Consider the following 15081-nt stretch of genomic DNA (forward strand, 5'->3'; position numbering starts at 1 on the left):
AACCCCGACCTTTGAATACAGTTTTTTTAACTTTATTAACAAAAATTTTAGCTGAATGAAATTCGGAACCAAAGCCATACATGCCGGCGTAGAGCCAGATCCAGCCACCGGCTCCATCATGACGCCCATTTACCAAACCTCTACCTACGCGCAGGAGTCGCCGGGCAGGCATAAGGGCTATGAATACTCCCGAACCCATAACCCCACCCGCACAGCGCTGCAAAAAAGCCTGGCTGCGCTGGAGAATGGCAAGTGGGGCCTGTGCTTTTCTTCCGGCCTTGCTGCAATAGATACCCTGCTGAAGCTCTTCAAAGCAGGTGACGAGATCATCAGCACCGACGACCTCTATGGTGGTTCCTACAGGATCTTTAAGCGGGTGTATGAGGATTTTGGCCTTAAGTTTCATTTTGTGCCCATGCAAGACATGGATGCCATCAGGTCAAAGATCAACGCCAATACCCGTATGATCTGGGTGGAAACGCCTACCAACCCCCTGATGAACATTATCGACATTGAAGCATGTGCCAAACTGGCGAAGGAGCACAACCTGCTGCTCGCAGTAGACAATACCTTCTGCTCGCCTTACCTGCAGAGGCCCCTTGATCTGGGAGCCGATATTGTAATGCATAGCGTTACCAAGTACATTGGGGGCCACTCCGATGTGGTGATGGGAGCCCTGGTGCTGAACGATGATGCTATATTCGAGCGCCTGTCGTTCCTGCAGAATGCCTGCGGCGCAGTGCCAGGCCCGCAGGACTGCTTCCTGGTGCTAAGGGGCATTAAAACGCTGCACATACGCATGCAGCGGCATTGTGAAAATGGCAGAAAGGTAGCTGAATACCTGGAGCAGCACCCTAAGGTAGGCAAGGTGTACTGGCCGGGCCTGCCAAATCACCCGAACCATGAAGTGGCCCGGAAGCAAATGCATGATTTTGGCGGCATGATTTCCTTTACGCTGAAGGGTGATGTAATGGAAGATGCGATTGGCGTGCTGGAGCGCTTTAAGTTTTTCACACTTGCAGAATCCCTGGGAGGCGTAGAGTCTTTGTGCGGACACCCGGCCACCATGACCCACGCCAGCATACCGCGTGCCGACAGGGACAGAATAGGCCTTAAAGATTCGCTCATCAGGCTGAGTGTTGGTATCGAAGACATAGAAGACCTGCTGGCCGATCTTGAACAAGCCATCGGATAAGCGACTAACACCGGATAATTGAATAAACAAAACAGCCACCGCAGCCGGGTGGCTGTTTTGCTTATGGTCTTTTGAACCAAAAGACCGGTGAGTACTATGCTGTATAAGATATCGATATAGAAAAGTAGAGCTCGTTTGTTGCTGATTAACAGTGTATTGCAGCTTTGTATAACCAGGGTTCCTGCTTCAGAAGCTGCCTTGGTGCCAGGCATGGCGGCGGCTGTTGCATATCTGCTTTATTTTCAGTAATATACTTCCATAAAAGGAATACTATTGAATTCAGCAAAAATCTGTTTGGTTACTTTTTGTTTTTCCCTTTCAACCTTTTGCCCCGCTGGTGTGTCTTTTAAACATAGAAATGCTTAATGTACAGCGACAAGGAAATCGTTGAGGGATGCCTCCGTAACGACCTCAAAATGCAGCAGGCGTTGTACGACCGTTATTCCGGCCGCATGTTCGTTGTGTGCCTCAGGTACGCATCGGGCCAGCTGGAAGCGGAGGATATCTTACAGGAAGCATTTGTGAAAGTGTACCGGAAAATGGACACTTACCGTGAAGAAGCATCACTGGCGCAGTGGATCAAGCGTGTTGTTGTAAATACAGCCCTTAACCACCAGCGCAGTCGCCTGTACATGTACCCAATGGTAGATGTAGAAAATCTTCATGGCCTGGCAGACCAGGAAACTACACTTTCCGGATACAGTTATCAGGAGCTGTTAGAGTTTATCCAGGAGCTGCCCTCGGGCTGCAGGGTAATCTTTAACCTCTATGCGATTGAAGGGTACGGGCACAAAGAAATTGCTGAAATGCTGGGAGTATCAGAAGGCACAAGCAAATCTCAGTATGCCCGGGCTAAAAAGTTGTTACAACAACAGTTGGCAGAATCGGAGAAACGTGTTTATGGGCGACGAATTCAATAACCCGGGAGCGTGGGAGGACGCCTGGCAACAGGCTTTTGAGGACTCAGAGCATACCCCGCCTAAAAAGGTTTGGCAGGGTCTTGAGAACTCCCTCATGGAGCAGCAGTTGCGGCGCTATAAGCGTAAGCTTTTTGTTTACCAGTGGCTTGCGGCTGCCTCTGTACTGTTTTTAGGTTTATGGGCAGGCTGGTGGCTGTTGCTCGAAAAACCACAAAATGAACAAGATCAGCTTTCTGCAGAAAACACATCTCAAAGTGTTACGGCACCTGTTTCCGCAGATTTTACTGAAGAAAATACTTCGGCCGAAGGCGCAGTAAATAACCGGCAAAATGTTATTCGGGGTGCTGAGCAGGAGTCGGCTTCTGCTAATAGTACTTCGGCTGCCGGCATTTCAGATTATATAGGGTTGCCTTTCTCTGGCATCGCTTACAGCCCCGGCGGTTCTGTGGTTGGCAGGTCGGATTTGTTTTCTCCTTACCAGCCGGTGGTTGGTATTATAGATTACGCCAGCTTTGGTACCGGTGCCTACACTGCTAGTCCCGAAGAGGAAGAAACCCCTGTTATATTATTAAGTGAACCCCAGATTTCTGCCCTGGAAGCCAGGCTAAAGCTTAAAGATGGTTTGCTTCGGAAAGAGATCAGGGTAGTGGCTGCCAGCCGCAAGCGGCCAGAAAAGCAATCGGTAAGCCTGATGAATGGGAATGTATGGCTGGGGGCTTCGCTGTCCACTACTTTCTTCGATCCTAATATGAGAACCGAAGAACGCTATAACCTCTCCTCATGGGCAGAAAGTCCGCCAGCAGGCAAGGGTGGAAAGGAGGTTTATACCGCCAATGTATCTACCTGGGACGAGCGGGAAAAAAGTTTGCCTTCGATTGATTTTCAGCTGGATGCCGGTTTTCGCCTAAGCCCTAAGTGGATGTTGCAAAGCAGCCTGCAGTATGGAACTTATAAGGTAAATACCCTTGGGGGTACCTTTACCGATGCTAATGATCAGAAGAGCTACCCCCTCTACTACAGTAATTTCAGCTATGAGAGATTACAGGTAGTAAATGCCAGATCGCGCAGTGCCATGCCTGTTGATGCACTTAATACCTACCGCTTTTTTAGTGTGCCACTGACTGTAAGTTATGTGCTTACCGAAAGAACAGTGGGTTTTGCTGTAAGAACAGGGGTATCGTCTGATTTCTTTCTGGGTGGAGAGATCAATGATGAAGACAACAGGCTAAGTGAATACAGCATTGAGGCCGGGCCGGGTTCGCCTTTTCAGCGGGTACATTTCAACGCGCTCTTTGGTGCACAGCTTTTTTACAGGGCTGGTCCAAATTACCTGATCACGCTGGAGCCAACTTACCGCTATGCCATCTCCGACTTCAATAAAAAAACCAGCTTCTTTAACAGCAGGCCCACCCAGCTTGGGATAGCAGCTGGTTTCAGATTTATTCTCAGATAATTGAGAAAAATAATTGATCTCATTCCAACCTTCTTTATAAAAGCTGTGTCAGGTAAGTAAATGCAGCTACTGCTAATGTTGAATTTTGCTGCTTATCCTGCAGATGCAGGCATCAAGATATTTCCTTTTATCAGAAATAAAAGGGTGTGAAGAGGAGGAAAGCCCGGCTAAGTAAGCCGGGCTTTCTTTTTGACCTGATATTTTTCTGATCATGCACGCTCACATACCTCATACCTAGGCAGGGTTAGTGCCCCGCTCGCGCTTAAACCAGCTGCCAAAAACATTCAAACGGTTAAAGAATTCTTTACGAGGCACTGCAATAATGCTGAAGATACGCTTTCTGGCTTCTATAAAGCTTTCCCGGCGTATGGCTTTTCTGTTAATGGCGTGTGTTGCACCGCAATATTTTTGTGTGATCAGGCCAATACGCAGTACCATTAGTCCATTAAAGGTGCCCTGCACAATGCTTTCCACCACATTACCCAAACCAGGTATAATCTTGGTTGCCCGCGCCCCAACAGATGCTGTTGTTTCTGCCCCCTGGCTGGCTAACTCATCAATAAACTCCTGTATGTTTTCTTCCATGTACTGATCCAGGTTATCTTCCAGCAGCTTGGCGCCTATTACAATCAGGCCAATCTGGCTGTAAAGATTAAGGAGCTGCCTCAGGCTGGTTCGCTGCCAGTATATGCGGCTAACCCTGTAAACAGTGTTGATGGAGAAATACAGCACAATCATGCTGTCGAACATGCCGTTTTGAGAAATAGCGGTGCCTGCAAAGGTGCGGATGGTATTGTACTGAATGAGTTTGTCTGCATGGCGGTTTAGCATATCTACCGCAGCAGGAATATCCTTCTCTGTTTCTACTACCAGCTTTTCGCGTTGTAGTATTTTATTCTTGTTATAACGCTTTACCAGAGAAGCTCTGTAGGCAGCAACTTCCTCCGGATTATCGGTTTGCGGGGGTAGTTTTGCCTTGGGTAAAGTAAGGTAGGTATAGAGAGGCACCAGCACCAGTCCGAAGATCAGGCCTGTTAGCCCATACAGTACAATATCGCCAAATAAAGGATCGTAGCGATCGGCCAGTAACACCAGGTTGGCAATCTGGGCGATCAAAAAAAGCACAAAGCCAAGGATAAACAGTAAGGACAGGGGTATCAGGATGAGTTTGACAGTACGCATGGAGATACAGTAAATGCTGGTAATAATTAATCCTTAAACGTGAGCCAGGGGCGAAAGGCTGTGTTTTGTGCATGTTCTTCTGCTGCTGACGGTGCTGGCAACAGGTGCTGTGATCCGAAAAAGGTGCTTTAGAAACTCTATATCAAAGTAAATACACCAGGTTATTTTACAAACTAAGTTAGCGGAAGAGATTTGCCATAGCGCGGGAATGTTCTGGCTTCCCAGGGGTAGAGTTAGTTCTTCGGGCCACATCTGATATATTCCAGGGGCTGTTACAGGCTGCGGAAGTCTGGCAACCCGGGGGGATGTAAACTGTTCCCGGTATAACTTCCAACATACTGATGGCAAGGAAAGAGGATGGTTGAAGTTAGTCAAAATCATACACGGCATAATAAGCTGGCAGCCTACAGGCAGGAATTTGAAAATATTCACCTACTTTTGTTGAATCTTTTTCTATCAGTATATTCATTGTAGCAGCCTTTAATTGATTTTGTGTGAAGCTTAGCTCCCAGGTAGCAATATCAAATTCAGATACCGAACAGGAAAAGCGGGTACTGGAAGAGCACGTAAAGGCTCAGGAAGAGATGCTTGCCCGTACCACAACTTATCTGATGCAGGTGCAGGAACAACTCGAGGCATCCAGGAAAGAATTGTTCGAACAGAATAAAAGCCTGGAGCGAATGGTTGACCGGCGCACTGCTGAGCTAAAACAGGCCGTTGCCAAGCTGGAAAAAGAAGCACAGCAGCGCGAAAGCGCGCAGCAGAGCCTCTATATTGCTAATCACGAGCTTAATACGCTCCTATACCGCTCATCGCACGATTTCAAAGGACCTGTCAGCACGGCTTTTGGTCTGCTGTCGCTGATCGGCGACAGAATTGAGAATCCTGAAGTAAGGGAATATGTGCAAATGCTGCAGCACCCGCTGCGAAAGTTAGAGCAGCTAACCAGAACCATTACCACCATTGCAGACATAAGGCAAAGCCAGGCAAGCCTGGAGCAAACAGATCTTACCCCATTGCTGGACAAGATCCTTGCAGGTTTCAGGCAACAGCAGGCTGCGCAATATCCGGCACCGGATCTGTCAATCAAAGGCAGTGCTGTTCTTCGTACAGATGAATATCTGCTGGAAAATATTCTTCAATGTGTACTGGATAATGCCTTCAGGTACAGAAAACCCGCTACAGAGCACAAGGTGAATATACATGTGCAGCCTTATTACAAGCAGCTAAAAATTACTGTTTCTGATAATGGCACAGGCATTCCACAAAATTTACAGCACAGGGTATTCGATATGTTTTTCAGGGGCAGCGAACAGTCAGTAGGTAGTGGCCTGGGCCTGTATCTTTCAAAAATAGCGGTAGATAAACTTGGGGGTAGAATAGAAGTTAGAAGTGAAGAAAGTATGGGCACCAGTGTTTGCATTCTTTTGCCCGGATTATAATTCATTGATGTTATGTCGGCCTTTCAACAAGAAATTGTAGATCAAAACCTGCAACAGGTATTTAGCAACGATTATGTTGCTGTTTATACAGACGCTTCAAAAAGAGTACTGGTATGCCAGACACTGGCATCATATATCCCAATTCATACTTTTAAAGCCTCTTTCCTGCAATGCTCCGGTTTAATTGCAAAAGAGGGTATTGAGCGATTTATCTTCGATAAACGGAGCCTGCGGGCTTTTCACCAGCCTTCGATGGAATGGTATTTCGTTAACTGGAAACAGGAAATGTATCATGAGCATGGGCTGCGCATACACCGTAAAATACTGCCGCAGGAGCAATGGTTTCAAAAATGCGTGGAAGCAGGCAGGCATGAAATAGAACAAAGGCATCCGGAAAATATTTTTAGTAAGCTTGATATTACCTATACCGGCAGCATTGCAGAAGCCCTCCATATATAGTTGAGATATGAGATAGGCGGTACGCAGCATCAGTACTTTAGGGTCTGCAGTTGCATATGTATAAGCATAAATTATAAGTGTATAGAAGCAATAGATTTGATCTATTTATGGGCTGGTGTTATTTTTGTACAAGACCAAAGCATCAGACAATATAACTTATGAAAAATAACAAGCATACCGCTATAGGCCTTTCTACAGCCGGATCTGAACAGCTTGCAGAATTATTAAATGGTCTGCTGGCTGATTTTCAGCTTTATTACCAGAACCTGCGTGGTTTTCATTGGAATGTACGGGGCCAGCACTTTTTTGAGCTCCATGCTCGTTTTGAGCAGTTGTATACCGAAGCCCAGGAAAATATAGATTCCATTGCAGAACGTATTTTAACCCTAGGCTACACCCCGCTGCATACTTTTGAGGATTACAGGAAAGTATCTGACATACCTGCACACCGGAACCTTACAGATGGTAAGGCAACTGTAAAAGCACTGGTGGAAATACTGCAGAGCCTGCTGATACGCGAAAGAAAAGCACTGCAGCTGGCACAGGAAGCTGCCGATGAGGGTACTGTAGAATTGTTAACGGGCCTGATCTCTGCACAGGAGAAGCATGTATGGATGCAGCGAGCCTGGCTTAACGAATAGAAAGAATAGCCGCCTGTTGCTGTTGTAAGAGCCGCTATAGAGCCACGAAAAAGTATGGCAAGCGGTGCTTTAATAAAATACTGAATGGACCATCTGATAATTACACCAGTGTAAAACGCTGCTACTATAGATGTTTCGCTAAAAATAAATGTTGATTGAGAGAAGTAAAAATGAAAAGGCCACCCTCTGGGGTGGCTTTTTTTATCTAACAAACACCCACTCATCGCCAGTGGATTGCGGTTCGCTGTAGCTGTAGCCTTCCTGGTTAAAGCCTTTGATGTCTTCCGGCGCCTCCAGGCGGTTGCGCAGAATATAGTCGGTCATCAGGCCGCGGGCACGTTTGGCGAAGAGGGCCACTGTGCTGTATTTGCCATTTTTGAATTCCTTGAACTGCGGGGTAATAATGCGACCCTTGATGTTTTTCGGCTGCACTGCCTTGTAGTATTCATTCGAGGCCAGGTTTACAAGCACTGCTTCTTTTTGCTGCTGCAGGGCATCATTCAAGCCTTCTGTAAGGCGGCTGCCCCAGAATTTGTACAGATCGGCGCCCCTTTTATTCTTCAGCTTTATTTTCATTTCCAGGCGGTAGGGCTGCATCAGGTCGAGTGGTCGCAGCAGCCCATAGAGGCCTGATAAAATACGCAGGTGTTCCTGGGCATACTGCAGCTCTTCATCGCTGTACTCTTCTGCAGGAATACCTGTATATACATCTCCTTTAAAAGCAAAAAGAGCTTGTTTGGCATTTTCGATGGTAAAGGGAACCTGCCACTCCTGGTAACGGCTGTGGTTGAGTTCCGCCAGGTTATCACTGATGTCCATGAGCTCTCTAAGGGCTGCAGGCTTTTTCTTTCGGAGCTCTGTTACAAGTTTGCTGCTTTCATCCAGAAAATGCGGCTGTGTGTAGCTGAGGCTGCGGGGCAGAGGAGCAAAATCCTGCGTTTTAGAAGGAGATATGATAATAAGCATGGTATTACAAATTGGTGCACGAAGATACTTGCTGCAGGGTAGGGAGGCAACAGTAGCTGCGTTAATTCAGTCATCTGCCGGTATTACTTTTCAGTAGCTACTCCGTTCATCACCAGTATCCAGCCTGTTTGTTCCACGCCACAGGCAGTAAGGGGCCTGATTTTATAGTAGTAGGTGCCCTGCATAAGGCCCTGGCCCTGCCAGTTGTTTTTATAATCTGCAGCAGCATACACCAGCTTTCCCCAGCGGTTGTAGATCTGCAGGCTTATACTGCCCTGCAGTTCCCGTATTTCAAAAAATTCATTCCACTGGTCGCCATTGGGAACAATAACATTCGGAATTTTATAGGCTGTTTTCTGACGAATGAGTACCTGTACAGTATCAGTTCTGGAGCAGTGGCCATTGGAAAAGGTTACAGTATAGCTACCGCTTTCCTTTACACTGGTAGAGGGGCCCTGGGTGCCGTTAGACCAGCTTATGATGTAATCATCCGCATGCGTATCCAGCACCAGGGGAATACTTTCGCATACGTCGTATACCCGCTGGAAGGGTAGCTCCGGAATACTCATGTCTGTTACAGTAACGGAATTGGTAGTGCTGACGCAGCCAGCCCTGTTGCTTAGCTGCAGTGAATAACTTCCGGTCTGCTGCACCTGCAAAGTGCTGCTGCTAGCACTGGCTACAGGATTTCCGTTGTGGAACCACTGGAATTCCTTTCCATCAGCAGCACCATCATAACTAAGCAACACAGATTCGTTTTCACAGAGCACCAGGGGGCCCTCCGGGGAGATCTGCGGGTTGATCAGCAGGTTTTCATCCAGGAAATCAGACTGGATATGATCTGAGATACCCGCCGAGAGCCTGCTGGAAACATCAATTTTTGAAATGGTGGGATTGTCAGACCCGGGATTATCAACGACTATAACCTGGCAGCCTTCTATTTGTGTGATGTATAGGCGCCCGTCCTTTCCCAGCTCTATCTGACCCAGCCCTTCCATCTGTCCGCTGCAGCCTGTATTTGTGTTGCTGATGCTCCAGGCTTTGGTAATGCCGGTGCTTAAATCATAAGAAAAGAGGTTATTGCCGGTTAAATTCCCAAAAATATCGCGGTTGCTGAGGTCCGTTACCCACACCTTGCCGGCATCAGGAGAAAACTCCAGCCCGTAGGTGCCGTTCCTGGCAGGAATGCTGATATTTCTAAGGTTGGTGGCCACGCCACTCTCCGGGTCAAAATCTGCTACCAGGCACTGGTTACTGAAGGTGATGGCATAGCCCAGCTTTCCCCCATGATAATCAAGCTCACCTCTGCCACCGGTGTTGAGGCTATTGGCCAGGAACAGCTCTCCGGCAGAAATACCTGCTTCATCTATCCTGAAGCGTGTTAAACCCTTGCCGCACTCATTGGCAAGGAGCCAGTAGTTTCTGCTGCAGGGAATCCTTACCACCTCAAGCCCCTCTGCAAAATTCTCTCCAGGTGTGATGATTGTATTGAGACTAACCACATCGCCCTGGCCATTTCGCAACGCCATGTCTACCACAGAGTAGTAGAGGCTGGAGCAGAGCTGGTTATTGTAAAAGATGTAGTAGCGGGAGGGATGGTTAGGGAAAGGAGCTATTACAATTTCGGTAGAGGAGGGGTGGGCAAAAATGCCGGATGAACCCGGCATCAGATTATTATTTTTATCATAAACACCGCTGGCGTTTACCCAGAAGATAATTTCTCCCTGCTCATTTTCGGCATGGGCTATGCCTTCACCAATGGTGGCATTGGCCCTTTTACCCGTATAAAATACCTCTGCAGCTGCCGGATTACTGAAATCCAGCCCAATGATCTGGTCTGTGCTGTTAAAGATCAGGTTATTGATCCTGGCCTGCCCGTAACATTCCAGGCTTCCTGTAGTGGCTAAGCCGCCCAGCACCACTGCCAGGATCAGGAGTATCTTCTGCATGGCCTATCTTAAAACCTGAATTGCACCCTGGAATTTGTTTAGCTGGTAGTTCATGCGGTAGTAGTAAACACCCACAGGAAGAGCGCTGGCATCCCAGCGGAAGTCTGCTGCTTTGCTTTCGTAGACCTGCTTGCCCCAGCGGTTGTAGATCCTGATGGAGATAAACTCGCCCATACACTCCCTGCCTTCGAAGTCTTTCACATAGTAGAGTTGGTTCTTACCATCACCGTTAGGGGTAACCACATTGGCGATGTAGGCTTTGGCAGGATCGAAGTGTTTGGCTGTGAAAACCACTTCTGCAGGCTGGCTTTCGCAGTACTCACTGCTTTGGGTAGCCCAGTAACTGCGGGAGCTTTTATCAGCAGGAGAGAAGCTATCTCCCTCTGCCAGGAGCTGCTGTTTGCCAGCATCGGCATACCAGCGAATGGTGCTGCCCTGTGCAGTAAGCACAGGCGGCGCTACCTCAACACAAGCTTCTACCGGAGTAGTTACAGGAGGCAGCGGCGGCTCATGCACCAACACAGGTACCACAGTAGCAGCACTGCTGCAGTGCTCATTTCTCTGGATCACATAAAGCGTTTCTGATTCCTGTCCTGATGGCTGGTAGGTGTTGCCCTTCAGGGCCAGTTGGGTCAGTGCCTCATCGCGGTACCATTCAATGCCTTCGCCGGTAGCTGTAATGGCAGGGTAGGTGTCGCCCTGGCAGATGTATTCAGGATGCTGTACCTGTGGCTTTTCAAGAGGCTGCTCCCGGATAACAGTTACTTTGCTGCTCACCACCTGGTCGCAGTAGGTAACAATCCAGCTGAACTCATTCTCACCAAAGCTAAGGTTGGTGGCAAGGGTCTGGTGGTTGAAAGGATCTGCCAGTACTGCTGTTCCTTTGCTTACTTTCCACATGCCCCGGCCATTGACTGGAAGCTGACGGCTTAGCTGGTAGCTACTTGCACCACCACATAAAACTACTGCTGCATCTGCTTCCTGCTGAAGATCTATTCTGGTGTTGCAGTTCTGCACCAGCACTTTTTCTCCTGCACTTGGCTCTGGCAGGCCAAGGGTGTTGAATACCTCATTGGTGATGATGGGGCTGTTGTAGTCAAAGTAAATATCAGCCTTATTCCTGATGATGGTACCTTTAGGCAAGCCTTCTTTGGGACTGATCTTGAACTTGACAAAGCCATGCGATGCCCGCTCATTGGTAGTGCTGTCGGGCAGGTTAATCTTCTTAAATCGCCAGATGATGGAGGGCTGGTTGTCCCTGCTGATTTCCCACTGTACCGGGTGTGAGGCAATGCCTACTTTGAGGGTAGAGATATCCAGGTGCTCGCTTAGCGGATCTACCACCACTACTGTGTAGGCTGTATCGGTGCCGGTATTCTGGAAGCGGATGGTGTACTCCAGCTGGGAATCTTCGGCAATGTTGTTAGTAGCAGTGATACCTGCTGGTGCTACCCTTTTATCATTAGGGTCATAGCTGTCGATGATGGGCAGGCAGAGCATTTCTATGTTTTCTGCTTCATCGTTCTGGGGGAACTGGTTTACATAACCGCCGTTGATGATACCTGCTCCGCCATTATTGCAGCCTTGTATGGTGATGGAAACTGTTCTTTTTTCAGGATGATGCGGGGTAAGCTGTGCTTCCAGGTGCAGGGGCTTGCCATTGGCCAGCAGGTTGAGACTTAGATCTTCACCTGCTTTTAGCTTATACTTTCCGCTATAAACCTGCTGCTGGTCCAGATGTATGCTGAAGCTGGCACTGTCGGCCATACTGCCCTCGCCTGAATTCCTGAAGCCTACCCGCACAAAGCCATTGTCTTTGCATACTGCAGTGAGCTCAACATCAGAGCCATCCCAGTCAGGATGTGTGTTAAGGGTTGTGTTAGGCGGCAGTATATACGCTTTTATGCACTGGGTCAGGCCGCGGATGGATTCATTTCCACAGATAACAGAATCTTTCAGGGTGATGGTCCTGCAACTCTGTGCGGCCATTGCTCCAATCTGGAAGGTGTACTTATTTCCTGTTTTAGAGGTCCAGGGAATGCTGCTGGCAATAGGGATCACATAATCAGGATACTCCAGCACCAGCTCTACATTCCGGGCATCGGCATAGCCTTCGTTGCAGTACTCCACCTTTGTGGTGTTGGTAAAGCAGCGCCTGAAGCGGGTGGAGGTAACATCTACAGAAAGGAAAGGTGATACTTTTACATCATTGGCAAAGTCGAAGCCTGATGTGTCTACCTTTGTGGAAGAAAGCTTTAGCACGTAAGGCTGACTAGGAGCTGTCTGTTTGACGAACCTGCCTTTGAGGTTAGGAATGATTTGTTCTAGGGTGTAATCACCCTGCTGAAGATAGAATTCATAATTGCCGTTCTGATCCGATTTAGTGTAAAGTGGTCCAGGCTCTGATTTGATGATGTGATCAGCAATGGGTTCATCTCCATCGTCGAACCTGCCGTTTTTGTTTTCATCAAAAAAGGTTTTACCTCTTACAACATGCTCGTTGTATTTGCTTGTAGGATCGCTGACTTTAGCAAGGAAAATATTTGTGGGGCCTTTTGCCTGAAGCAGATTACCATTTAACAACAGGTTATTTGTGCTTAGCTGACCGTACAAAAAGAGATGGTTCTTCACTCCTTTAGCAAGAAATTTTGCTGCATAATTATCATTGGTCACTCCGGGTATAGAAAAGCTCCATGAGAGATTTCCACCTGAATCAAACTTAACCATGTATAGTTCAGATTTGTCAGGTGCTCCTTCAAGTGAAAATTCTCCTAGTTTCAAATTTTTTTTCGATCTACCCATCAGGATGGTATGTCCAACTGAATCTACCAGTATTTGCTGACTCGGCCACTCGTCTCCAGTTTCACCACATCTTACCCATTCCAGCCTTCCAATGGGATTGATCTTGGCATAAAAAATACCACGATTACCTGGTTGTACGTAAAAAGCAGTGCTGGTATCAATAGATAAATGAAGTTCAAATTGTCCCGTAACATACACATTGCCCTGAACGTCAGAAGTAATGTCCGTAATGTTTTTAGCATTTGAAAAGCTTTGTACATAATCACCAAATTGCGTCCCCCATATTGGCATTCCATTCTGGTTTAACTTTAGCACCACAAGTTCACTAACACCACGGTTATATAATTTTAGCTTTCCGACTTCCAGAATATGGTTAAATGAACCTGAAAGGTAAAACTCTCCGTTTTGATTGAGCTTAAAAAAATCAAAATTCGGAGGATAAGTTCTGAGCCATTCCTGTTCAAATGCTGAATTATATTTATAAATGATTCTTGTCTCATTGGCAAATTTAGAGAGGTAAAGGTTGCCAGCCTGGTCAGTTTCAAGTTGTATACGCTCCACTGTACTTGCGCCTTCTATGTGCTTTGCCCACTGAGTTGTACCGGCAGCATTATATTTTACCATAATACTGTTCCTTAATGTTGGGGGAGGAGGTGGTTTTATACCAAAACCAAAATCCAGATCACCAGCCTTATAGCCAAATTTATGCCAATAGCTGACCACAGCATATACATTCTCCTGGTCATCTACAGCTAGCGTGATACCACTTCCAGTCATATCAATTGTAACTTTCTCCAGATGCGTGGCAGACCGTACCCAAAGAAACTTGCCATCTGCAGTGTATTTTGCCAAAAAATAAGATTCCTGAGTTTGAGATATCAAAACAGAATCTCCAAAATTAACCATGCCACTAAAGCTACCGGTAACATATACATTCCCTTTTTTGTCAGTAGCCATGGCCTTAGGGCTGTCTGTAAAAGAGCTTCCAAGGCTTTTTGCCCAAGATATGCTTCCTATGGCAAGCGCAGTTGTGGGTGCTTTGTATTCCTCACTTATTTTTAATAGTCCCTGATCAGTACCCAACCACACAACTCCGTTTTCCTGATCGACTGCAATATCAAAAATTTCATAATCCGCACCCAAATCTATAGCATGTGTTGTGATTGATATTTCCCCTGCAGCTGTGTAGAAAAGGCCCTTGTCGGTGCCAATTAGCATAGTTTCACCATAATTCTTTATAGCATAGACAGCAGTATCCTGTAAAGCACTGCCAATTTCCCTGAAACAGTCCTTGAACCGTATTTTTAATCCCTTTGAATGTCCTGCATAGACCGTGACAGGCAAATTTGGATACCCGTTGAAAGCAGCTATTGCATGAAGATCAGATAATTGGTCTAAATTGAAAGCAGCAAGAGAGATTTCTCCGTTCTCTCTGATTAATACCCTTAATGCATTTGTGATACTACCAGCACATATCTCATCTCTCACCGGATAAGCTATTGCAGAAGTGCCTCTGTGTTCAGAAGAAACCCTCAATATGCGGGCACCGTCATATTGTAATGGGTTAAATCGTACATTGTCATAGGTCTCCTGATATCCGTTATCCATTGCGAAATAGCTATATCTTACTGTGCCAGCTATATCATTGATTGTACTACTCCTTACTCCATAACTTTCATCCAGTTGGGTAATCTTACCCTTATCGTACAGGAGCAGGTAATTACCCCTGGTGGCAATCATGGCACTGTCTCCATACTTGCCAACAATTCCGGTTAGGGGTACAGTAGTGTTTATTCTGGAGGTATAATCATGTTCTATACCTTGCATATCTAACTTGCCAACCCCTGTACTGTCCTGCCCCTTAACGACCCACACAGCATTATGGCCAACACTTACCTTGCGGATTACCTCTCCCTGGAAATAGAGCTGTTCGGGAGCAAAGGCTTCCTGTGCAAAAAGGGATGTTCCAGCCATAAGTATGGCCACAAAAGATAGGCAGAGAAGGGTTACCCGCTGCATAAGAGGTGATTATAAGCTAAAAGTAACAATAATTACATCAGGTAGAATTGAGA

At 46.9% G+C, this 15081-nt stretch carries 10 protein-coding genes; 6 read left to right on the plus strand and 4 right to left on the minus strand.

Annotated features, from left to right (window positions below):
- Positions 1 to 55 precede the first annotated feature (55 nt).
- The 3 genes from KWJ01_RS16665 (at position 56) to KWJ01_RS16675 (ending at position 3568) form a co-directional block, all read left to right on the plus strand.
- Positions 56 to 1195 (plus strand): cystathionine gamma-synthase, encoded by a 1140-nt coding sequence (locus KWJ01_RS16665; RefSeq protein ID WP_224997948.1) that lies wholly within the window; start codon positions 56 to 58, stop codon positions 1193 to 1195.
- Between the two features lie 365 nt (positions 1196 to 1560).
- A complete protein-coding gene (locus KWJ01_RS16670) occupies positions 1561 to 2115 on the plus strand; it encodes an RNA polymerase sigma factor (protein ID WP_224997949.1) in 555 nt (184 codons plus the stop codon).
- A complete protein-coding gene (locus KWJ01_RS16675) occupies positions 2096 to 3568 on the plus strand; it encodes a hypothetical protein (RefSeq protein WP_224997950.1) in 1473 nt (490 codons plus the stop codon). Before KWJ01_RS16670 ends, KWJ01_RS16675 begins: the two co-directional genes overlap by 20 nt.
- A gap of 234 nt (positions 3569 to 3802) precedes the next feature.
- Here the strand turns inward: KWJ01_RS16675 and KWJ01_RS16680 are convergent, their stop codons facing one another.
- The gene (locus tag KWJ01_RS16680; protein ID WP_224997951.1) at positions 3803 to 4750 is read right to left on the minus strand and encodes a hypothetical protein; all 948 of its coding nucleotides are present in this window, start codon (positions 4748 to 4750) and stop codon (positions 3803 to 3805) included.
- 494 nt (positions 4751 to 5244) lie between these two features.
- On the opposite strand from KWJ01_RS16680, the gene KWJ01_RS28365 reads away from it, so the two are divergent.
- The 3 genes from KWJ01_RS28365 to KWJ01_RS16695 all read left to right on the plus strand — a co-directional run bounded on the left by KWJ01_RS28365 (position 5245) and on the right by KWJ01_RS16695 (position 7292).
- The gene (locus KWJ01_RS28365) at positions 5245 to 6192 is read left to right on the plus strand and encodes a HAMP domain-containing sensor histidine kinase (RefSeq protein WP_224997952.1); all 948 of its coding nucleotides are present in this window, start codon (positions 5245 to 5247) and stop codon (positions 6190 to 6192) included.
- A gap of 12 nt (positions 6193 to 6204) precedes the next feature.
- Positions 6205 to 6651: a hypothetical protein gene (locus tag KWJ01_RS16690; protein WP_224997953.1), complete on the plus strand. Its 447-nt coding sequence runs from the start codon at positions 6205 to 6207 to the stop codon at positions 6649 to 6651.
- Between the two features lie 158 nt (positions 6652 to 6809).
- Positions 6810 to 7292, plus strand: a complete 483-nt coding sequence (locus tag KWJ01_RS16695) for a Dps family protein (protein ID WP_224997955.1) — start codon at positions 6810 to 6812, stop codon at positions 7290 to 7292.
- 201 nt (positions 7293 to 7493) lie between these two features.
- Here the strand turns inward: KWJ01_RS16695 and yaaA are convergent, their stop codons facing one another.
- From yaaA to KWJ01_RS16710, 3 genes are all read right to left on the minus strand, one after another.
- Entirely contained in the window at positions 7494 to 8258 is a 765-nt protein-coding gene (gene yaaA / locus KWJ01_RS16700; protein ID WP_224997956.1) for a peroxide stress protein YaaA, read from the minus strand.
- 83 nt (positions 8259 to 8341) lie between these two features.
- A complete protein-coding gene (locus KWJ01_RS16705) occupies positions 8342 to 10207 on the minus strand; it encodes a gliding motility-associated C-terminal domain-containing protein (protein WP_224997957.1) in 1866 nt (621 codons plus the stop codon).
- A 3-nt stretch (positions 10208 to 10210) separates the two neighbouring features.
- Entirely contained in the window at positions 10211 to 14983 is a 4773-nt protein-coding gene (locus tag KWJ01_RS16710; RefSeq protein ID WP_224997958.1) for a gliding motility-associated C-terminal domain-containing protein, read from the minus strand.
- Positions 14984 to 15081 lie beyond the last annotated feature (98 nt).

Source organism: Cesiribacter sp. SM1 (genome assembly GCF_020178975.1).
In the GTDB taxonomy this organism is placed as follows: Bacteria; Bacteroidota; Bacteroidia; order Cytophagales; family Cyclobacteriaceae; genus Cesiribacter.